Source organism: Geminicoccus sp. (genome assembly GCF_035556675.1).
GTDB lineage: Bacteria > Pseudomonadota > Alphaproteobacteria > Geminicoccales > Geminicoccaceae > Geminicoccus.
The window spans coordinates 1-19,773 of record NZ_DATMFZ010000322.1 but is presented as its reverse complement, the minus strand read 5'-3'; the positions used below and the strand labels follow the sequence as shown (position 1 = coordinate 19,773).

General features: G+C 68.8%; 18 protein-coding genes. 12 read left to right on the top strand and 6 right to left on the bottom strand.

Features of this window, described 5'->3' with window-relative positions; genetic code table 11:
- Positions 1-116 precede the first annotated feature (116 nt).
- The 6 genes from VNS22_RS22750 to VNS22_RS22725 are packed head-to-tail and all read left to right on the top strand — an operon-like array spanning position 117 to position 5,511.
- Positions 117-1,055: a histone deacetylase family protein gene (locus VNS22_RS22750; RefSeq protein ID WP_325736560.1), complete on the top strand. Its 939-nt coding sequence runs from the start codon at positions 117-119 to the stop codon at positions 1,053-1,055.
- On the top strand, positions 1,052-1,315 hold the full coding sequence (locus VNS22_RS22745; protein ID WP_159709734.1) for an exodeoxyribonuclease VII small subunit: 264 nt from the start codon (positions 1,052-1,054) through the stop codon (positions 1,313-1,315). Before VNS22_RS22750 ends, VNS22_RS22745 begins: the two co-directional genes overlap by 4 nt.
- 29 nt (positions 1,316-1,344) lie before the next feature.
- Complete coding sequence (locus VNS22_RS22740; protein WP_325736557.1) at positions 1,345-2,232, top strand: farnesyl diphosphate synthase; 888 nt, start codon at positions 1,345-1,347, stop codon at positions 2,230-2,232.
- 30 nt (positions 2,233-2,262) lie between these two features.
- Entirely contained in the window at positions 2,263-4,182 is a 1,920-nt protein-coding gene (gene dxs / locus VNS22_RS22735) for a 1-deoxy-D-xylulose-5-phosphate synthase (RefSeq protein ID WP_325736556.1), read from the top strand.
- Complete coding sequence (locus VNS22_RS22730; RefSeq protein WP_325736554.1) at positions 4,179-4,982, top strand: TlyA family RNA methyltransferase; 804 nt, start codon at positions 4,179-4,181, stop codon at positions 4,980-4,982. Before dxs ends, VNS22_RS22730 begins: the two co-directional genes overlap by 4 nt.
- Complete coding sequence (locus tag VNS22_RS22725; RefSeq protein WP_325736552.1) at positions 4,951-5,511, top strand: pyridoxamine 5'-phosphate oxidase family protein; 561 nt, start codon at positions 4,951-4,953, stop codon at positions 5,509-5,511. Before VNS22_RS22730 ends, VNS22_RS22725 begins: the two co-directional genes overlap by 32 nt.
- Here the strand turns inward: VNS22_RS22725 and VNS22_RS22720 are convergent.
- Complete coding sequence (locus tag VNS22_RS22720; protein ID WP_325736563.1) at positions 5,505-5,903, bottom strand: GFA family protein; 399 nt, start codon at positions 5,901-5,903, stop codon at positions 5,505-5,507. The genes VNS22_RS22725 and VNS22_RS22720 overlap by 7 nt on opposite strands.
- 5 nt (positions 5,904-5,908) lie before the next feature.
- On the bottom strand, positions 5,909-7,072 hold the full coding sequence (gene metC / locus VNS22_RS22715) for a cystathionine beta-lyase (protein WP_325736551.1): 1,164 nt from the start codon (positions 7,070-7,072) through the stop codon (positions 5,909-5,911).
- A 209-nt stretch (positions 7,073-7,281) separates the two neighbouring features.
- On the opposite strand from metC, the gene VNS22_RS22710 reads away from it, so the two are divergent.
- The 4 genes from VNS22_RS22710 to VNS22_RS22695 all read left to right on the top strand — a co-directional run bounded on the left by VNS22_RS22710 (position 7,282) and on the right by VNS22_RS22695 (position 11,442).
- Positions 7,282-8,304, top strand: a complete 1,023-nt coding sequence (locus VNS22_RS22710; protein WP_325736549.1) for an amino acid ABC transporter substrate-binding protein — start codon at positions 7,282-7,284, stop codon at positions 8,302-8,304.
- Between the two features lie 90 nt (positions 8,305-8,394).
- A complete protein-coding gene (locus tag VNS22_RS22705; RefSeq protein WP_325736547.1) occupies positions 8,395-9,576 on the top strand; it encodes an amino acid ABC transporter permease in 1,182 nt (393 codons plus the stop codon).
- A gap of 4 nt (positions 9,577-9,580) precedes the next feature.
- On the top strand, positions 9,581-10,684 hold the full coding sequence (locus VNS22_RS22700; RefSeq protein WP_325736545.1) for an amino acid ABC transporter permease: 1,104 nt from the start codon (positions 9,581-9,583) through the stop codon (positions 10,682-10,684).
- A 14-nt stretch (positions 10,685-10,698) separates the two neighbouring features.
- Positions 10,699-11,442 (top strand): amino acid ABC transporter ATP-binding protein, encoded by a 744-nt coding sequence (locus VNS22_RS22695; protein ID WP_325736544.1) that lies wholly within the window; start codon positions 10,699-10,701, stop codon positions 11,440-11,442.
- A 78-nt stretch (positions 11,443-11,520) separates the two neighbouring features.
- Here the strand turns inward: VNS22_RS22695 and VNS22_RS22690 are convergent, their stop codons facing one another.
- Positions 11,521-11,649 carry an entericidin A/B family lipoprotein gene (locus VNS22_RS22690; protein WP_325736561.1) on the bottom strand — a complete coding sequence of 43 codons (129 nt, stop codon included), beginning with the start codon at positions 11,647-11,649 and terminating at the stop codon, positions 11,521-11,523.
- A gap of 172 nt (positions 11,650-11,821) precedes the next feature.
- Between VNS22_RS22690 and VNS22_RS22685 the strand changes: the two genes are divergently transcribed.
- Positions 11,822-12,934: a glycosyltransferase gene (locus tag VNS22_RS22685; protein WP_325736543.1), complete on the top strand. Its 1,113-nt coding sequence runs from the start codon at positions 11,822-11,824 to the stop codon at positions 12,932-12,934.
- A gap of 74 nt (positions 12,935-13,008) precedes the next feature.
- Complete coding sequence (locus VNS22_RS22680; protein ID WP_325736541.1) at positions 13,009-13,881, top strand: hypothetical protein; 873 nt, start codon at positions 13,009-13,011, stop codon at positions 13,879-13,881.
- On the opposite strand, the gene ppdK is transcribed toward VNS22_RS22680, so the two are convergent.
- From ppdK to VNS22_RS22665, 3 genes are read right to left on the bottom strand one after another with little or no spacing between them, the layout of a single operon-like run.
- The gene (gene ppdK, locus VNS22_RS22675) at positions 13,878-16,547 is read right to left on the bottom strand and encodes a pyruvate, phosphate dikinase (RefSeq protein WP_325736540.1); all 2,670 of its coding nucleotides are present in this window, start codon (positions 16,545-16,547) and stop codon (positions 13,878-13,880) included. The two genes, VNS22_RS22680 and ppdK, sit on opposite strands and share 4 nt — an antisense overlap.
- Before the next feature lie 39 nt (positions 16,548-16,586).
- Positions 16,587-18,686, bottom strand: coding sequence for a glycine--tRNA ligase subunit beta (glyS, locus tag VNS22_RS22670; protein ID WP_325736539.1), 2,100 nt, complete (start codon positions 18,684-18,686; stop codon positions 16,587-16,589).
- Positions 18,679-19,560 (bottom strand): glycine--tRNA ligase subunit alpha, encoded by an 882-nt coding sequence (locus tag VNS22_RS22665; RefSeq protein ID WP_325736538.1) that lies wholly within the window; start codon positions 19,558-19,560, stop codon positions 18,679-18,681. The genes glyS and VNS22_RS22665 overlap by 8 nt, the downstream gene beginning before the upstream one ends.
- Positions 19,561-19,773: the final 213 nt, after the last annotated feature.

Here is a 19,773-nt window from a genome sequence, read left to right as displayed (position 1 = left end):
TTGGCAGGGCAGAGGATGGGGGCTCCGCCTCCGATGTCAACATCCGGCGAGGTGGACCCGGGCGGCGGCGCGTGCTGAACCTCCCTCCTAGGGGCGACCATCGGAGTGTGATCGGCGTGAACGTCCTAGTCTTTCTCCACGACAGTGCGCTCGAGCACGACACCGGCCCGGGCCATCCGGAATGCACCGACCGCTATGTGGCGGTGCGGGCTGGGCTCGACCGGATCGACGAGAGCTGGCTCCTGCGCGAGGTAGCGCCCGAGGCCGATCTGGCGGCGATTCGGGCAGTCCATGCCGAGCCTTATGTACGCGCGGTGCTGGACGCGATCCCTGGCCAGGGCCTCGCCCGGCTCGACCCGGACACGGTGGTCTCGCCCGGCAGCCGGGGCGCAGCACTGCGCGCACCCGGAGGTGCAGTGGCGGCGGTCGATGCGGTGCTGGGCGGCCGGGTCCAGCGCGCCTTCTCAGCGATGCGGCCGCCCGGCCATCACGCCGAGAGCAGCCGTGCGATGGGCTTCTGCCTGTTCAACAGCATTGCGGTGGCCGCGGCCCATGCCCGGGCCGCCCATGGTGTGGGCCGCATCGCGATCGTCGATTTCGACGTCCACCACGGCAATGGCACTCAGGAGATCTTCTGGGACGACCCGCAGACCCTGTTCGTCTCGACCCACCAGTGGCCGCTCTACCCCGGCACCGGTGCCGCGGGGGAGCGGGGTGCCCATGGCAACATCCTGAACCTGCCGTTGCCGCCCGGCACCGACGGGCTGGCCTATCGCCAACGCTTCACTGCCGATGTCCTGCCGGCCCTGGAGCGTTTCGCACCCGAGCTGCTCCTGGTCTCGGCCGGCTTCGACGCCCATCGCGACGATCCGCTGGCTGGCATGCGCCTGGTCGAGGACGATTTCGCCTGGATCACGCGGGAACTGGTGGCGGTCGCCGAGCGTCATGCCAAGGGGCGGGTGGTATCCGTGCTCGAAGGGGGCTACGACACGGGCGCGCTCGCCAGGAGCGTGACCGCGCATCTTCGGGCCCTTGCCGGCGAGGATGGCGCATGACGGGGGAACACGGTCCGGTGGCCGACACCAGCATGCAGGAACTGAGCTTCGAGGCGGCGCTGGGCGAGCTCGAGAAGCTCGTCCAGGAGCTGGAACGCGGGCAGCTCGACCTGGACGAGGCGATCTCCGCCTATGAGCGGGGCACCGCGCTGAAGGAGCTGTGCCGGCAGAAGCTGGCGGATGCCCAGATGCGGGTGGAGAAGCTGTCGGTGAACGCTTCGGGCGAAGCGCGCGTAGAACCGTTCGACCCCACCCGCTGACTTCTGACGTGCCAACCCGGACCGCCGCCGTGCTCAGGCCCTTCCTGGAAGAAACCGCCGCCATCGTCGAGGGCGAGATCGACCGCCTGCTGGGCGATCCCGCCCAGCAGGCTGCGCCGCGTCTGGCCGAGGCGATGCGCTATGCCGCCCTGGGCGGTGGCAAACGGCTGCGGGCGGCCCTGGTACGTGCGGTGGCACAGGCGCTGGCCAGAGGGGCTGCCGATCCGCCCTGGGAGACCACCGCCGCCGCGATCGAGGTGCTGCACGCCTATTCGCTGGTGCATGACGACCTGCCCGCCATGGACGACGCCCAGCTCCGGCGCGGCCGGCCGGCCTGCCATCGTGCATTCGACGAGGCGACCGCGATCCTGGCGGGTGATGCCCTGCAGGCAGCGGCGTTCGGCTGGATCGCCGGCGATCCCTATCTCAGCGCCGATGCGCGCGTCGCGCTCCTGGCCGGCCTGTCCGAGGCGGCGGGACTCGCGGGCATGTGCGGCGGCCAGATGCTCGACCTGGAAGGCGAGCGCCGGCCCCCGGATCTTGCCGGGCTGGAGCGGATGGAGCAGCTCAAGACCGGGGCGATGATCGCGTTCGCCGCCGAGGCCGGGGCGATCGTGGCGGATGCCGGCCCCACCGAGCGCCAGCGCGTGCTGGCCTGGGCGCGCCATCTGGGCCTGGCCTTCCAGATCACCGACGACCTCCTGGACGTCGAGGGCGACGGCACGCTCACCGGCAAGGATGCGGGCCTGGATGCCGCCCGCGGCAAGACTACCTTCGTTACCTTGATCGGCGCGGACGCCGCACGGGCGCGGCTGTCCGAGCTGGCGCGCTCGGCGGAGGCGGAAGTGCGCCAGCTGGCGGGCGACACCAGCCTGCTCGACGCGCTTTTCCACCACGTCGTGACCCGCGACCGCTAGAGCAGCATGGCTCCTGGAGCAGACGGCGACATGGCCGATACCGACTTGCTCGACCAGATCGAGACCCCGCAGGACCTGCGCCGGCTGCCTAGAACGCAGATGCGCCAGGTGGCGGACGAGCTGCGCCGGGAGACGATCGACGCCGTCTCGGTGACCGGCGGGCATCTGGGCGCCGGCCTGGGCGTCGTCGAGCTGACCGTGGCGTTGCACTACGTGTTCGACACGCCCAGCGACATCGTCATCTGGGACGTCGGCCACCAGGCCTACCCGCACAAGATCCTGACCGGCCGGCGCGACCGGATCCGCACCCTGCGCAAGCCGGGCGGCCTGTCCGGCTTCACCCGGCGCAGCGAGAGCCCCTACGACCCGTTCGGTGCCGCGCACAGCTCGACCTCGATCTCGGCGGGCCTGGGCTTTGCCGAGGCGATCCGCCTGAATGGGCAGCAGCGCAACGTCGTGGCGGTGATCGGCGACGGCGCCTTTTCTGCGGGCATGGCCTACGAGGCCATGAACAATGCCGGGACCTCCCATGCCCGGCTGATCGTGATCCTGAACGACAACGACATGTCGATCGCCCCGCCGACCGGGGCGATGAGCGGCTACCTGTCCCGCGTGCTCGCCAGCCACGAGTTCCGCGAGCTGCGTGACGTCGCCAAGCGGGTGGTCAAGCGCCTGCCGCGGCCGCTGCAGACAGCGGCGCGCCGGGCCGACGAGTATGCCCGCGGCATGGCGACCGGCGGCACGCTGTTCGAGGAGCTGGGCTTCTACTATGTGGGCCCGGTCGATGGCCACGACGTCGACCAGCTCGTGGCGATCCTGGAGGCGTTGCGCGACGACGCCGCCAAGGGGCCGGTGCTCCTGCACATCAAGACCCAGAAGGGCAAGGGCTACCCGCCGGCCGAGCGCTCCGCCGACAAGTATCACGGCGTTGCGAAGTTCGACGTCGCCACCGGCGCGCAGGTGAAGTCCGGCGGCAACCTGCCGTCCTACACCTCGGTGTTCGCGCGCAGCCTGATCCAGGAGGCAGAGGCCGACTCGTCGATCGTGGCGGTGACCGCGGCCATGCCGTCCGGCACCGGGCTCGACCTGTTCGGGCGGCGCTTCGCCGACCGCGTCTATGACGTCGGCATCGCCGAGCAGCATGCGGTGACCTTCGCGGCGGGCCTGGCCTGCGAGGGCATGCGGCCGTTCTGCGCGATCTACTCGACCTTCCTCCAGCGCGCCTATGACCAGGTCGTCCACGACGTGGCGATCCAGAAGCTGCCGGTGCGCTTTGCGATCGACCGGGCGGGCCTGGTGGGTGCGGACGGCGCCACCCATGCCGGCAGCTTCGACGTGGCCTATCTGGGCTGCCTGCCGGGCATGGTGGTGATGGCCGCCGGCGACGAGCTGGAGCTCATGCACATGGTGCGTACGGCGGCCGCCTATGACGAGGGGCCGATCGCGTTCCGCTACCCGCGCGGCGAGGGCGTGGGCCTGGAACTGCCGGTGCGCGGCCGGGTCCTGGAGATCGGCAAGGGCAGGGTGGTCCGCGAGGGCTCGCGCGCAGCGCTGCTGTCCTTCGGCACGCGCCTTGCCGAATGCCAGAAGGCGGCCGATGAGCTGGCGGTCCGCGGGATCAGCGTGACCGTGGCCGATGCCCGCTTCGCCAAGCCACTGGACGAGGAACTGGTCCGCCAGCTCCTGGCGCATCACGAGCTGGTGGTGACGGTGGAGGAAGGGTCGATCGGCGGGTTCGGCAGCCAGGTGCAGCAGTGGGCACTGGATCAGGGCCTGCTCGACGGCGGCAGCGTCCGGCTGCGCTCGATGATCCTGCCGGACCGCTTCATCGACCACGGCACGCCGGCTGGGCAGTATGCCGAGGCCGGGCTGGACGCGGCCGCGATTGGTCGCCGGGTCATGCAGGTCCTGGGCGTGCGTACTGAGCCGCTCCGGATCGTGCAGGGATGACGCCTGGTAGGCAGCGACTCGACCAGATCCTGGTCGACCGCGGGCTTGCCGAGACCCGGAGCAAGGCCCAGGCGATCATCATGTCCGGCTTGGTCTTCTCCGGTGAGCGCAAGCTCGACAAGGCAGGCGAGCAGCTCAAGGCCGACGTGCCGATCGAGGTGCGGCAGAGCGGGCCGGGCTGGGTCAGCCGGGGTGCCCTAAAGCTGATCGAAGGGCTGGACCGCTTCGCGATCGACCCGGGGGGTCTGGTCTGCCTGGATGTGGGCGCTTCGACCGGCGGATTCACCGAGGTGCTGCTGAGCCGGGGGGCTGCGCGGGTCTATGCCGTCGATGTCGGCTATGGCCAGCTCGCCCAGAAGCTGCGGGACGACCCGCGGGTGGTCAATCTGGAGCGGACCAATGCGCGCCACCTGACGTCTGCGCAGGTGCCGGAGCCGGTGGCGCTCCTGGTCTGTGACGCGAGCTTCATCGGCCTGTCCACGGTGCTGCCCGCCCCCCTGACGCTGTGCGCGCCCGATGCCTGGCTGGTGGTGCTGATCAAGCCGCAGTTCGAGGTGGGGCCCGGCAGGGTCGGCAAGGGCGGGGTGGTGCGCGATCCGGCCTTGCACGAGGAGGTCTGTGCCCATTATCGGCACTGGTTCATGGCGCAGGGCTGGCAGGTAGCGGGGATCGTCCGCAGTCCGATCACCGGGCCGGCGGGCAACGTCGAATTCCTGTTGGCGGCCCGCCGGTCGGTGGGTTCTGCTTCCATCGATCCGGAGCGTGGGCGTGGCGAAACAGTATCAGAAGATCGAGCCTAAGATCCGGGCGTTCATCGAGCGGCAGCGCATCTTCTTCACCGGAACGGCCGCGGACGAGGCGAGGGTGAACATCTCGCCGCGCGGCACCGACCTGCTGCGCATCCTGAACGAGAACCGGGTGGCGTATCTGGACCTGACCGGCAGTGGCAGCGAGACGGCGGCGCATCTGAAGGCGGACGGCCGGATGACCATCATGTTCTGCGCCTTCGACGGGCCGCCACAGATCCTGCGGCTGTACGGTCGCGGCACCTGCCATTTCCGTGGCAGCGCTACCTATGCGGAGCTGCTGGCCGAGTGGTTTGGCAACGAGCAGCCGCTGGGTGCCCGGCAGATCGTGGTGCAGGACATCGACCTGGTGCAGACCTCCTGCGGCTTCGGCGTGCCCCGGTTCGACTACCAGGGCGAGCGCGACAGCATGGAGCGTTGGGCACTGGGACAGGGCGGCGAGGAGGGCCTCAAGGCCTATCGTCGCCGCGAGAATGTCCAGAGCATCGACGGGCTGCCGACCGGGATGCCCCTGGATCAGTGATCGTAGGGCGGGTGGCGCGGAAAGCGCAGCAGCTCGTCCTTGGTGTCGAACCAGCCGATCCGCTCGCCGAACCAGCCATGGAGGCGCGGGCGCACCCCGTCCGGCTCGTCCAGGGACGCGATCGGCACGCCCACCGACTGCTGCTTCTCGTCGATCATGAAGAGCTGGCTGCCACAGCTCGGGCAGAACGAGCGCCGCGCCGCGGGCGAGGAAGCAAAGCTATGCGGCTTGCCGCGGGTCACCTGGAACCGGGCGCTGCTGACCTGCACCCAGGCGACCACCGGCGCGCCGCTGGCCCGGCGGCATTCCCGGCAGTGGCAGTAGTCCGCGAGATCGTCCTCCTCCAGGTCGATCGCATAGCGCACGCCGCCGCACAGGCAGCCACCTTCCATCCTGGTCACGCAGCCGCTCCCATACGCTCGAAGCCTGCCTCAAGATCGGCGATCAGGTCCTCCGGCGCCTCCAGCCCGATATGGATGCGCAGGCAGGGGCCCTCCGCCTGCCAGTTCGTGGCGCTGCGTGTCTTGTTCGGGAAGGTCGGGATCAGCAGGCTCTCATAGCCACCCCACGACCAACCCATGCCGAACAGCTTCATCCCGTTCAGCATCGCGGCCACCGCTTCACGGCCGAAGGGCTTCAGGACCAGGCCGAACAGGCCGCAAGCACCCTTGAAGTCGCGCTGCCACAAGGTATGGCCCGGATCGTCCGGCAGGGCCGGATGCAGCACCCGCGCCACTTCCGGACGCTTCTGCAGCCATTGGGCGATGCGGATGCCGCTGGCCATGTGCCGCTGGAGCCGGACCTCCAGGGTGCGGATCGCGCGGAGCACCAGCCAGCAGTCCTCGGGGCTGGTCGACATGCCGAGATCCTGGACGCCCTGGCGCAGCCGGGGATGGATCTCAGGCGTGGAGGTGATGATCCCCATCATCAGGTCGGAATGGCCGCCCAGATACTTGGTGGCGGCATGGATCGTCACGTCGACGCCGTGCTCGTACGGCTTGAAGAACAAAGGCGTGGCCCAGGTGTTGTCAAACACCACCAGCGCACCGTGGGCATGGGCGATATTGGCCACCCGCGCCACGTCGGTGATCTCGAAGGTGAGGGAGCCCGGGCTCTCCAAATAGACCAGCCGCGTCTCCGGCCGCATCCGCGCCTCCACCTCCTCAGGCTGGAGCGGATCGAAATAGTCGACCGCCACGCCCATGCGGGTCAGCAGGTGGTCAGCAGTGTGGCGGGTCGGCTGGTATACGTTGTCGGCGATCAGCACATGATCGCCTGCCTGGAGGAGTGCCAGGAACGTCGCCACGATGGCGCCCTTGCCCGAGCCCACCGTCACCGCGCCGCCGGCACCCTCCAGCGTCGCCACTGCCTCTTCCAGCGCGAAGGTCGTGGGCGTGCCGTAGCGGCCGTAATTGAGGACGCCAGGTCCCGGCCTCGCGGCGAGCAGGGCGTCCACCGTCGGGAAAAGGATGGTCGAGGCCCGCTGAATCGGCGGATTGACGATCCCGTCATTCTGCTCGGGATCGCGGCCGAGCGTGGTCACAAGAGTCGCGTCGCGCATCCGTTCCTCCGAAATCCGCATGCGCGGGCTAGCACGGGAAGCCGGCCCGGCGAAGTCAGGCGTGACACCCGGCTGGGTGAAATCCTAACCGGTGGCGGTTGGCAGCCTGAAATTTGCGTGCCATGCCTGTTAGCGGATCGGGAGTGTAGGGTTACACTTCCATGACATGAATGATGGCCGGATTGGCCAATAACCGAGGGAAGCCTCTCATGCGTCTTTCGAGTCTGCTGGGCGCCTGTGCGCTGTTCGCGCTCGGAGCCACGGCGGCACAGGCCGGGCCCACCCTGGATGCGGTAAAGCAGAAGGGATTCGTGCAGTGCGGCGTGAACGTGTCAGGCTTGCCGGGCTTCGCCTCGGTGAACAACGAGAACCAGTGGTCGGGCCTCGACATCGACCTGTGCAAGGCGGTGGCCGTAGCTCTGTTCAACGACCCGAACGCCGTGAAGTATACGCCGCTGAACGCCAAGGAGCGGTTCACGGCGCTGCAGTCCGGCCAGATCGACATCCTGTCGCGCAACACAACCAACACGCTGTCGCGTGATACGGCGCTGGGCCTCGACTTCCCGTCGATCAATTATTACGACGGTCAGGGCTTCATGGCCAAGAAGGCGCTGGGCGTCCAGTCGGCGCTGGAACTGGATGGCGCGTCGGTCTGCGTCCAGGCCGGCACCACGACCGAGCTGAATCTTGCCGACTTCTTCCGCGCCAACAACATGAACTACCAGGGCGTGGTGTTCGAGAACAACGACGAGGTGAACGCCGCTTACGACGCCGGCCGCTGCGACGTGCTGACCACGGATGCCTCGGGCCTCTACTCGACGCGCACCAAGCTGCAGAACCCGGACGACCACATGGTCCTGCCGGAGATCATCAGCAAGGAACCGTTGGGCCCGGCCGTGCGCCATGGCGACAACGAGTGGGCCGATATCGTGCGCTGGTCGTTCTACGCGATGGTCCAGGCCGAGGAGTTCGGCATCACCAGCGAGAATGTCGAGCAGATCGCGGCCGAGACCCAGAATCCCGACATCCAGCGCTTCCTCGGCAAGATCGATGAGCTCGGCGCCGGGCTGGGCCTGCCCAACGACTTCGCCCTGCAGATCACCAAGCAGATCGGCAATTACGGCGAGAGCTTCGAGCGCAATGTCGGCATGGGTTCGCCGCTCAAGATCGAGCGCGGCCTGAACGCGCTGTGGACCGATGGCGGGCTGCAGTACGCCATGCCGTTCCGCTGATCGATCCGGCGGGGGCCGCGACACGCGGTCCCCGCTGCCTTCGCGCGACCACCGCTGACCGCAGGGCCCAGCGAGCTAGCAGGAGCGATCATGGCGCAGTCCGCACCAAGGCCGCCGGCCCGGCCGCCGTTCTGGAACGACCCGCTCGTCCGCTCGATCATCTATCAGGTGCTGGCCATCGGCCTGGTCTGCGTGGTCGGCTGGTATCTGATCCACAACACGATCACCAATCTCCAGCGCCTTGGCGTCTCCACCGGCTTCGGCTTTCTCGGGCGGCCGTCCGGATTCGACATCTCGCAGACTCTGATCGACTACAACTCGACCTACAGTTTCGGCCGGGCCTTCCTGGTGGGCCTGCTGAACACGGCGCTGGTGGCGGTCTGCGGCATCGTGCTGGCCACGATCATCGGGTTCCTGGTCGGAATCGGCCGGCTGTCGCGCAACTGGCTGATCGCGCGGCTGTGCACCACCTATGTCGAGATCCTGCGCAACATCCCGATCCTCCTGCAGCTGATCTTCGTCTACACGCTGCTGGTCTCGGTGCTGCCGGCCCCGCGGGAAAGCCTGTCGATCGGCGAGACGGTGTTCCTGAACACCAGCGGCCTGTTCGTGCCGCGGGTGATCCCGCTGGCCGGGGCAGGGCTGTTCTTCCTTTCGATCCCGGTGGCCGTGGTCCTGGCTTGGCTGTTCGCGCGCTGGGCGCGCATCCGGCGCGAGCGCACCGGGCAGAGCCTGCCGCGCAACTGGATCACGCTCCTGATCCTGATCGGCCTGCCGCTCCTGACCTTCCTCGCGACCGGCCGGCCGATCGAACTGGAATACACCACGATCGGCCGCTTCCGGCCGCAGGGTGGCTTCGCCCTCCAGCCAGAGTTCGTGGCGCTGGTGCTGGGCCTGTCGATCTACACGGCCTCCTACATCGCCGAGATCGTCCGCTCGGGCATCCTGGCGGTCGGCAAGGGCCAGATCGAGGCGGCGAGCGCCCTGGGCCTGGACCACAGCCAGACCCTGCGCCTGGTGGTGGTGCCCCAGGCGCTTCGGGTCATCGTGCCGCCGCTCACCAGCCAGTACCTGAACCTCACCAAGAACAGCTCGCTGGGCGTGGCGGTGGGCTATCCCGACCTGTTCAGCGTGGCCGGCACCATCAACAACCAGACCGGGCAGGCCGTGGAGGTCATCGCCATCACCATGGCGGTCTACCTCCTGTTCAGCCTGATCACCTCGGCCTTCATGAATTGGTACAACGCGCGCATCGCGCTGGTGGAGCGCTGACGCCATGGCCACGGACATCGCACCTCCCGCCACCGCACTGCCGCCGCCGCGCACCTCGGTCGGGCCGCTGGCCTGGCTGAAGCAGAACCTGTTCGCCACGCCCAAGGACACGGTGCTCACCATCCTGGTGGCACTGTTCCTCGCCTGGGTGGTGCCGCCCTTGCTGCGCTGGGCGATCTTCGACGCGACCATCTCCGGTACGACCCGCGATGTCTGCAACTTCGACGGGGCGTGCTGGACCGTCATCAAGATGCGGTTCGGCCAGCTCATCTACGGGCTCTACCCGCCGGACCAGCGCTGGCGGGTCAATCTCGTGGCGGTGCTGCTGGTCCTTTCGCTGGTGCCGCTGTTCCTGCCATGGCTGAAGCAGAAGCTGCTTTACGGGGCAGGGGTGTTGATCGTCCTGCCGATCGTCGCCAGCCAGATCCTGGAGGGCGGCTGGGCCGGGCTGCCGCAGGTCGAGACCAATCTCTGGGGCGGCCTGTTCCTGACTCTGCTGATCTCGCTCGTCGGCATCGCCGCCAGCCTGCCAATCGGCATCCTGCTGGCACTCGGCCGGCGCTCCAACATGCCGATCATCAAGGCTCTCTGCGTGACGCTCATCGAGATCGTCCGCGGCGTGCCGCTGATCACCGTGCTGTTCATGGCCTCGGTGATGCTGCCGCTGTTCTTCCCGCCAGGCTGGTCGATCGACAAGCTGGCACGCGCGCTCATCGGCGTGTCGATCTTCAGCGGCGCCTACATGGCGGAGGTGATCCGGGGCGGCCTGCAGGCGATCCCCAAGGGCCAGTACGAGGCCGCCAAGGCGATGGGGCTCAGCTACTGGCAGAGCATGGGGCTGATCATCCTGCCGCAGGCGCTGCGCCTGGTGATCCCGGGCATCGTCAACACCTTCATCGGCCTGTTCAAGGACACCTCACTGGTGCTGATCATGGGCCTCTACGACCTCTTGGGCATCGCCCGGATGATCGTGGCCAGCCCGGAATGGCTGGGTCGGTCGATCGAGACCTACGTCACTGCCGGGTTCGGCTTCTGGATCTTTTGCTACGCCATGTCCCGGTACAGCCAGCGCCTGGAGCGCAAGCTGCAGACCGGCCACAAGCATTGACGGAGAAGGTGCGCATGAGCAGCGGGGCGATGATCCAGCTGGACCAGGTCAACAAATGGTACGGCCAGTTCCACGTGCTCCGGAATGTGAACCTGTCGGTCGAGAAGGGGCAGAAAGTCGTGGTCTGCGGGCCGTCCGGGTCCGGCAAGTCGACCATGATCCGCTGCATCAACCGGCTGGAGGAGCACCAGCAGGGCCGCATCGTGGTGAACGGGATCGAGCTGAACTCGGACGTGAAGAACGTCGACGCGATCCGGCGCGAGGTCGGCATGGTGTTCCAGCACTTCAACCTGTTTCCGCACCTGACCGTGCTGGAGAACCTGACGCTGGCGCCGATCTGGGTGCGCAAGACGCCCAAGGCCGAGGCCGAGGCGACCGCGCGCCATTATCTGGAGCGGGTGCGCATTCCCGAGCAGGCGGACAAGTATCCGGGGCAGCTCTCGGGCGGCCAGCAGCAGCGCGTCGCGATCGCGCGCGCCTTGTGCATGAAGCCGCAGATCATGCTGTTCGACGAGCCGACCTCGGCACTCGACCCGGAAATGGTCAAGGAGGTCCTGGACACGATGGTGTCGCTCGCCAACGAAGGCATGACCATGATCTGCGTGACCCACGAGATGGGCTTCGCCAAGGCGGTCGCCGACTTCGTGGTGTTCATGGACAAGGGCGAGGTCGTCGAGCAGGCAGCGCCGGCCGAGTTCTTCGGCAACCCGCGCAGCGACCGGACCAAGCTGTTCCTCAGCCAGATCCTGGCGCACTGACCGGATCCCGGCGTATGGAAAGCTGCGCCGTCCCGGCGGCCGGCCATGCCGGACCGCCCGCCAGGACGGCGCTGCCCGTTACATCTGGTCCTTGACGTCCTCGGCGCTGTCCGAGATCGCGTCACCGCCGGCACTGATGTCTTCGCCGGCGCCGCTGATCGTGTTGCAGGCGGCAAGGGAGCCGGCGGTGAGAGCGAGCATCATCATGGTGAGCAGGATGCGACGGATCGACATGGCGGGGCTCCTTGGGCCTTGGCTGTTCGCCGCACGGGATGTCCTACGGCGGAACGAGTGTAGGATGAACATCTACCCCGGCACAGCGTTCCCGATATGTCATAACGCATCTACCCAATCATAGAACGTCGTGCCCGACACCCCCATGCCCGCCGTCCTCGTCTATCGGGATCGCCTGCTGGCGCCGCCGGAAGGATTCGTCCCCCGCCAGTATCGGGCGTTCACCGAGCTGCGCCCGGTGTTCCTGGGCTGCCGCCGCGACGCCGGCTTCGCCGACCTGCCGCACGAGGCCGCGATCCTGGGCGAGCTTCCCGGCGTGCGGCCCTGGCAGGTGCCGCTGTTTCGCCAGGCCGGGCTCGTTCCGGACCGGCTGCTGCGCTGGGCGCGCGGCCATGACGTGCGCATCGTCCATGCCCAGTTCGGCCGCGGCGGCGCCCTGGCGCTGCCGATCGCTCGGGCACTCGGCGTGCCGCTGGTGGTGACGTTCCATGGCGGCGATGCCAGCAAGCGCAGCCATTTCCGGCGCTCCTGGCCGTTTAGCACCATCTTCCAGCGCCGCTGGCCGGACCTGCAGCGCGAGGCCAGCAGGTTCCTGTGCGTCTCCGGCTTCGTGCGCCGGCTCCTGCTGGAGCGCGGCGTGCGCGAGGACCTGCTGAGCGTCCATCATCTGGGCGTGGAGATGCCACCCATGCCGCCGGCCACCCGCAAGCGCGGCAATCGGCTGCTCTGCGTCGGCCGCCTGGTGCCCAAGAAAGGTTTCGGTGACGCCATCGCGGCCCTGGCTGCAGCGCGCGCCCGGGGCCGCGAACTGGTGCTCGACGTGATCGGGGACGGCCCCCTGCGTGCTGAACTGGCGGCCGCGGCCACCGGCCAACCGGTGCGATTCCTGGGCTGGCTGCAGCCCGACCAGGTGGCGGCCGCGATGGCCGATGCCCTGGCCCTGCTGGTGCCGAGCCGGGTCGCCGCCAGCGGTGATGCCGAGGGCCTGCCGACCGTGGTGCTGGAGGCTCAGGCGCGCGGCTTGCCTGTGATCGCGACCCGCCATGCCGGAATCCCGGAGGCCGTGAGCCACGATGCGACCGGCCTGCTCGTGCCCGAGGGCGATGTCGCGGCCCTGGCGGACGCGATCGTCCGGCTCGCCGGCGACGTGCAGCTCTGGCAGCACCTGCGCGACCAGGCGCTGCACTCGGTGCGCGCGGAGTTCGACGCGGTACGCCAGTCCCAGCGCCTGGAGCGCCGCCTCCTAGCACTGCTCTAGCACCCCCCGGCTTGTACCTCCGGGCGATCGACCCGACATTCCACCCGGACAGGCAGCAGAATCGAGGAGGAAGCATGGACGGGCTGGTCGCCGTCGAACTGGACAGGCGCGCGCTGCTGCGCATTGGCGGCCCGGACCGGACCGGTTTCCTGCAGAACCTGGTCAGTGCCGACATAAGCCGGGTAGCGAGCGGCCATGCGGTGTGGAGCGCCCTGCTCACCCCCCAGGGCAAGTATCTGGCCGACTTCTTCATCTATCCGGCCGAGGACAGCTTCCTGCTCGACACGGAAGTCGAGTTCGCGGCCGACCTGCAGCGGCGCCTCACCCTCTACCGGCTGCGCGCCAAGGTCACCATCGAGCAGCCGGACCCGGCGCTGCGGGTGTTCGCGCTACTGGGTGACGGTGCCGCAGCCGCCGTCGATCTCCCTGCGGAGCCGGGTGCCTGCCGTTCCCTGGCCGGCGGCATAGCCGCCGTGGACCCACGGCCGGTGGACCTCGGCGTGCGGCTGGTGGGTGAGCGGATGCCGGAGCTGCCGACGGCCAGGCCCGGCAGCTTCGCGGACTGGGACCGCGCCCGGCTGCTCGCGGGCGTGCCGGATGGCACCCGCGACCTCGTGGTCGAGAAGACCACGCTTCTGGAAGCCGGCTTCGACGAGCTGGGCGGCGTGGATTTCGCCAAGGGCTGTTATGTCGGCCAGGAACTCACCGCGCGCATGAAGTACCGCGGCCTCCTGAAGAAGCGGCTCCTGCCGGTCGAAATCGAGGGCGAAACCCCGCCCCTCGGCACGCCTCTGATGGGCGCGGATGGCCGCGAGGCCGGCGAGATGCGCTCGGCCTGCGGTGAACTGGGGCTGGCGCTGGTCCGGCTGGAAGCCCTCGACCAGGAGCTGACCGCGGGTGCCAGCCGGCTGAGGGTGCGCCGGCCGGCTTGGCTGCCGCCCGGCTAGTTCGGCCGGGTGCGGATTGCCGCCTGGGCCGCGGCCAGCCGGGCGATCGGCACGCGGTAGGGCGAGCAGGACACATAGTCCAGGCCGACCTCGTGGCAGAAGGCCACGGAGGCAGGATCGCCGCCATGCTCGCCGCAGATGCCGAGCTTGAGGTCCGGCCGCTTCGCCCGACCGCGCTCCTTGGCGATCCGGATCAGCTCGCCCACGCCGTCCTGGTCCAGGGTCTGGAACGGGTCGGCCTGGAAGATGCCCTCCTGCAGGTAGCGCTCCATGAACTTGCCGCTGTCGTCGCGCGACAGGCCCAGCGCCATCTGGGTAAGGTCATTGGTACCGAAGCTGAAGAAGGCGGCGTGCTCAGCGATGGCGGCAGCCTGCAGTGCCGCGCGCGGCAGCTCGATCATCGTGCCGATCAGATAGGTCAGCTCGCGGCCGCTCTCGCCGATCACCTGCCGCGCCGTCGCCTCGACCCGCTCCTTGATCAGCTCCAGCTCGCGCGCCATGCCGACCAGCGGGATCATCACCTCCGGGATGATGGTCTCGCCCGTCTTGCCCCAGACCTCGACCGCCGCCTCGAAGATGGCGCGCGCCTGCATCTCGTAGATCTCGGGGAACAGCACGCCCAGCCGGCAGCCGCGCAGGCCCAGCATCGGGTTGGCTTCGGTCAGCTCGGCGAGACGCCGCTTGACCACCTTGGGCTCGACGCCGGCGGCCGCCGCCACCTCGGTGATCTCGTGCGGTTCGTGCGGCAGGAACTCGTGCAGCGGCGGGTCGAGCAGCCGGATGGTGACCGGCAGGCCCTGCATGATGGTGAACAGCTCGACGAAGTCCTGGCGCTGCATCGGCAGGATCTTGGACAGGGCACGAGTGCGCCCTGCTCCGTCCTCGGCCAGGATCATCTCGCGCATCGCCAGGATGCGCTCGTCCTGGAAGAACATGTGCTCGGTGCGGCAAAGCCCGATGCCCTCGGCGCCGAATCGCCTGGCCGCGCGCGCATCCAGCGGCGTCTCGGCATTGGTGCGGACCTTGAGGGTGCGCGCGCGGTCGGCCCACTCCATCAGGGTGGCGAACTCGCCGGACAGCTGCGGCTCCACGGTCGGCACCTTGCCCAGCATCACCGTGCCGGTGCCGCCGTCCACCGTGATCAGGTCGCCCTCGGCCACCTTGGTGCCGCGCACGTAGAAGCAGCGGTTCTCGTAGTCGATCAGGAGGTCGCCGGCCCCGCACACGCAAGCCTTGCCCATGCCGCGTGCCACCACCGCCGCATGGCTGGTCATGCCGCCCCGGCTGGTGAGGATGCCCTCGGCCGCGTGCATGCCGTGGATGTCGTCGGGCGAGGTCTCGATCCGGACCAGGATCACCTTCTCGCTGGCAGCCGCCCGGCGCTCGGCCATGTCGGCCGAGAACACGACCTTGCCGGACACCGCACCCGGCGAGGCCGGCAGGCCCTTGCACAGGATGGTCTTCTCGGCCTTGGGGTCGAGGGTCGGGTGGAGCAGCTGGTCGAGCGAGGCCGGATCCACCCGGAGCACCGCCTCTTCCTCGGTGAGGATGCCGGCCTGCGCCATTTCCACCGCGATCTTGAGCGCTGCCTGCGCGGTGCGCTTGCCGGTGCGGGTCTGCAGGACGAACAGCTTGCCCTTCTCGATGGTGAACTCGATGTCCTGCATCTCGCGATAGTGCCCCTCCAGCTTCTGGAAGAGCGCCGTGAGCTCGGCATAGGACTGGGGCAGCACCTCCTCCATGGGCGGCAGCTCGTTGCCGTCCTGCTCGCCCATCTTGCGGGTGAGCGGCTGCGGCGTGCGGATGCCGGCGACCACGTCCTCGCCTTGGGCGTTGACCAGGAATTCGCCGTAATAGGCGTTCTCGCCGGTGGACGGGTTGCGGGTGAATGCCACGCCGGTGGCGCAGTCATTGCCCATGTTGCCGAACACCATGGCCTGCACGGTGACGGCCGTGCCCATGGCGGCGGAGATGTCGTGGAGTCGCCGGTAGGTGACAGCGCGCGGGGTCATCCACGAGCCGAACACCGCGCCGATTGCCGCCCAGAGCTGGTCCTTGGGGTCCTCGGGAAACGGCCGGCCGGTCTCCTGCCGGACAATCGCCTTGTATTGGCGGACCAGCTCCTCCAGGTCCTCGGCGGACAGGTCGGTGTCGAACCTGGCGCTGCGATCGCGCTTGAGGTCCTCCAGCGCCTCCTCGAACAGGTAATGGTCGACGCCCAGCACCACGTCGCCGAACATCTGGATGAAGCGGCGGTAGCTGTCGAAGGCAAAGCGCCGGTCACCGCTGCCCTTGGCCAGCCCTTCCACGGTGCGGTCGTTCAGGCCGAGATTGAGGACGGTATCCATCATGCCCGGCATGGAAACCGGCGCACCCGAGCGCACCGAGACCAACAACGGGCGCTCGGGATCGCCGAAACCGCGCTCCAGGAGCTTCTCGACCTTGCCCAGCGCCTCCGCGACCTCGGTGGCCAGCTCCGCGGGATAGTTCTTCCCGTTGGCGTAGTAGTGCGCGCAGACCTCGGTGGTGATGGTGAAGCCCGGGGGCACCGGCAGGCCCAGCTTGGCCATCTCGGCGAGGTTGGCGCCCTTGCCGCCCAGGAGCTGCTTCATGCCCGCAGCACCTTCGGCCGAGCCGCCGCCAAAGCCGTAGACCCATCGCGCCATGCTCAACCTCGTCCCCTTGCTGCCCTGTAGCCGACCGCCTCAGGCCCGGGCGGCTGCGCCCGGACTGTCCTCGACCGCGCCGAAATCCGCTACTGCACTTAGTGCAGCCTGAATGGTGGACAACAGGAACAGCCGATTTCGCCGCAGGGCGGCATCATCCACGTTCACCAGCACCTTGTCGAAGAACTGGTCCAGGACGGGACGCAATGCCGCGAGCGCCGCCATGGCGCGGCCGTAATCCTCGACCGCCAGCGCCGAATCGATCTCCTTGCCGGCGGCATCCAGGCCTGCCGCCAGTGTCCGCTCGGCCGGATCGACCAGCAGATCCGCCGCCGGGCGGCCGGCATGGCTGGCCCGGTCCTTCTTCTCCTCGATCCGCACGATATTGGTGGCACGGCGCCAGGCCGCCAGGAGGTTGGCGCCATCCTCGGTGGCCAGGAAGTCCTGCAGGGCAGCCACCCTGGCCAGGATCCGCACCAGATCGTCGTCCCCGCCGCGGGCGACTACCGCCAGGATCAGGTCGTGCCTGACACCCTGGGCCCGTTGCTGGACCTGGAGGCGGTCGATGAAGAAGCTCAGCAACTCCTGGCCGAGGGCCGCCGCCTCGACACCTGAGAAGCGCTCGCCATAGAGCCCGTGCGCCTGCGCGAACACTTCCAGGAGCGGCAGGCGCAGCCGGTTCTCGACGATCAGCCGGATCACGCCGAGTGCCGCGCGGCGGAGCGCGAACGGGTCCTTGGACCCGGTCGGCCGGATGCCGGCGGCGAAGAAGCCGGTCAGCGTGTCGATCTTGTCGGCCAGCGCCACCGCGACCGAAACCGGTGCCGCCGGGCAGAGGTCGTCCGGGCCCTTGGGCGCATAATGCTCCGCCACGGCCTGGGCCACCGCGTCCGACTCACCCTGATGGCGGGCATAGTAGCCACCCATCACCCCCTGCAGCTCCGGGAACTCGCCGACCATGCCGGTCACGAGGTCGCACTTGGCCAGCAGGGCCGCCCGTTCCCCCGCCAGGCGGTCGCCCTGCGGGATCAGGCCGGCGATAAATCCGGCCAGCGCCACCAGGCGCTGGACCTTCGCCTCGAGCGTGCCGAGCTCGGCATGAAACACCATGCGGCTGAGCTGCGGCAGGCGCGCCTCGAGTGGCTGTTCGCGGTCCTTGGCCCAGAAGAACTTGGCGTCCCACAGCCGGGCGCGCAGCACCCGCTCGTTGCCGGCAACCACCGCGGCACCACCGTCCAGCGTCTCGCGGTTGGCGACGAACACGAACCGGTCGCCCAGCGAGCCGTCGGCGTTGCGGGTGGCGAGGTATTTCTGGTGCTCGCGCATGGAGGTCACCAGCACCTCGGCCGGCAGCTCCATGAAGCTCGCTTCGATCCTGCCGATCAGCGGCACCGGCCATTCCGCCAGCCCCTTGAGCTCCTCGACGAGGCCCGGATCCTGCTCCAGCACGAGCCCGGCGCTATCGGCGAGATCGGCGGCTTTCGTGAGGATCAGCGCGCGGCGCCGGTCCTGGTCCAGCATGACCTTGGCCGCCTCCAGCTTCGTAGCGAAGTCGGCAAAGCCCGTGACCTCGATGGCCCCCGGCGCCATGAAGCGGTGGCCGAAGCTGGTGCGGCCGGCGACGAGGCCGGCGAACTCGACCGGCACCACCTCGCCGTCCAGGACGCACAGGATCGACTGGAGCGGGCGCACCCAGCGCGCTTCACCCGTGCCCCAGCGCATCGACTTCGGCCAGGGGAACTGCGCCAGAACCCGCTCGACCAGCGGCTTGACGACCAGCCCGGCCGGCAGGCCGGGCTGGTCGGAGAGCGCATAGAGCACCACGCCCTTCTTGCCCTCGTCGCGCTCCTCCAGCCGGTAGTCCTGGCCGGCCAGGCTCGCGAAGAAGCCGTCCTTGGCGCGCTGGGGCGCGTCCACCCTGGGCCCGCGCTTCTCGACCACCCGGTCCGCCTGCCGGGCCGGCAGCCCGTCTGCCACCAGCACCAGGCGGCGCGGCGTAGCGAAGCTGCGGATGCTTGCAGGGCTGAGCCCGGCCTCGGCCAGCCCCGCCCCGATCAGGCGGGCCAGATCGGCCCGCGCCTGATCCTGCATCCGCGCCGGGATCTCTTCGGAGAACAACTCCAGCAGCAGCTCAGCCACGGGCCGCCTCCTCCATCTGGGTGGCGAGCCATGCCTCGGCGCAGCCCTTGGCCAGTGCCCGGACCCGGCCGATATAGGCCTGCCGCTCGGTCACCGAGATGACGCCGCGCGCGTCCAGCAGGTTGAACAGGTGGCTGGCCTTCAGGCACTGGTCGTAGGCCGGCAGCGGCAGGTTGCTCTGGAGAATGCTCTGGCAGTGCCGCTCCGCATCGTCGAAATGGCGGAACAGGATCTCGGTGTCGGCGTATTCGAAGTTGAACGCCGAATATTCGCGCTCGGCCTGGTGGAAGACCTGGCCGTAGGTGAAGCCCTTGCCGTTGAAGTCCAGGTCGTAGACGTTCTCCACGCCCTGGATGTACATGGCCAGCCGCTCCAGCCCGTAGGTCAGCTCGCCCGACACCGGCCGGCAGTCGATGCCGCCCACCTGCTGGAAATAGGTGAACTGGCTGACCTCCATCCCGTCGCACCAGACCTCCCAGCCGAGGCCCCAGGCACCCAGCGTGGGGCTCTCCCAGTCGTCCTCGACGAAGCGCAGGTCGTGCATCTCCGGATCGACGCCCAGTGCGTAGAGCGAGCGCAGGTAGAGGTCCTGCAGGTCCGGCGGCGACGGCTTCAGGATCACCTGGAACTGGTAGTAGTGCTGCAGCCGGTTGGGATTCTCGCCATAGCGCCCGTCGGTCGGGCGGCGGGACGGCTGCACATAGGCGGCGTTCCAGCTCTGGGGGCCGAGTGCCCGCAGCGTGGTCGCCGGATGGAAGGTCCCGGCGCCCACCTCCATGTCGTAGGGCTGCAGGATGACGCAACCCTGGTCGGCCCAGAAGCGCTGCAGGGTGAGGATGAGGTCCTGGAAGCCCGGTCGGCCCTGGTCGCGCAAAATGGTCTCCGTGGGGTGCCCATGAATCGAGGTGGCGCGGACCTTAGTGGTGCCGCCGGAGGCGGGCAAGGCGGCGCGCCAGGAGTGCTAGCGCCGGTCGCAGTCGCACCATTTGCCCTTGGGCAGGAAGGTGCCGCAGCGCGGGCAGGCGCTGAGCTCCACCGTCCTTGGGTTGCCGCGCGGCATGGCCTGGCTGCTCGCCCGCTCCTTGGC

Excerpts from the sequence above, each read along its gene's own strand:
- VNS22_RS22745 (WP_159709734.1), top strand. The coding sequence starts at position 1,052 with ATGACGGGGGAACACGGTCCGGTGGCCGACACCAGCATGCAGGAACTG.
- dxs (WP_325736556.1), top strand. The coding sequence starts at position 2,263 with ATGGCCGATACCGACTTGCTCGACCAGATCGAGACCCCGCAGGACCTG.
- VNS22_RS22730 (WP_325736554.1), top strand. The coding sequence starts at position 4,179 with ATGACGCCTGGTAGGCAGCGACTCGACCAGATCCTGGTCGACCGCGGG.
- VNS22_RS22720 (WP_325736563.1), bottom strand. The coding sequence starts at position 5,903 with ATGGAAGGTGGCTGCCTGTGCGGCGGCGTGCGCTATGCGATCGACCTG.
- metC (WP_325736551.1), bottom strand. The coding sequence starts at position 7,072 with ATGCGCGACGCGACTCTTGTGACCACGCTCGGCCGCGATCCCGAGCAG.
- VNS22_RS22710 (WP_325736549.1), top strand. The coding sequence starts at position 7,282 with ATGCGTCTTTCGAGTCTGCTGGGCGCCTGTGCGCTGTTCGCGCTCGGA.
- VNS22_RS22705 (WP_325736547.1), top strand. The coding sequence starts at position 8,395 with ATGGCGCAGTCCGCACCAAGGCCGCCGGCCCGGCCGCCGTTCTGGAAC.
- VNS22_RS22700 (WP_325736545.1), top strand. The coding sequence starts at position 9,581 with ATGGCCACGGACATCGCACCTCCCGCCACCGCACTGCCGCCGCCGCGC.
- VNS22_RS22695 (WP_325736544.1), top strand. The coding sequence starts at position 10,699 with ATGAGCAGCGGGGCGATGATCCAGCTGGACCAGGTCAACAAATGGTAC.
- VNS22_RS22690 (WP_325736561.1), bottom strand. The coding sequence starts at position 11,649 with ATGATGATGCTCGCTCTCACCGCCGGCTCCCTTGCCGCCTGCAACACG.
- VNS22_RS22685 (WP_325736543.1), top strand. The coding sequence starts at position 11,822 with ATGCCCGCCGTCCTCGTCTATCGGGATCGCCTGCTGGCGCCGCCGGAA.
- VNS22_RS22680 (WP_325736541.1), top strand. The coding sequence starts at position 13,009 with ATGGACGGGCTGGTCGCCGTCGAACTGGACAGGCGCGCGCTGCTGCGC.
- ppdK (WP_325736540.1), bottom strand. The coding sequence starts at position 16,547 with ATGGCGCGATGGGTCTACGGCTTTGGCGGCGGCTCGGCCGAAGGTGCT.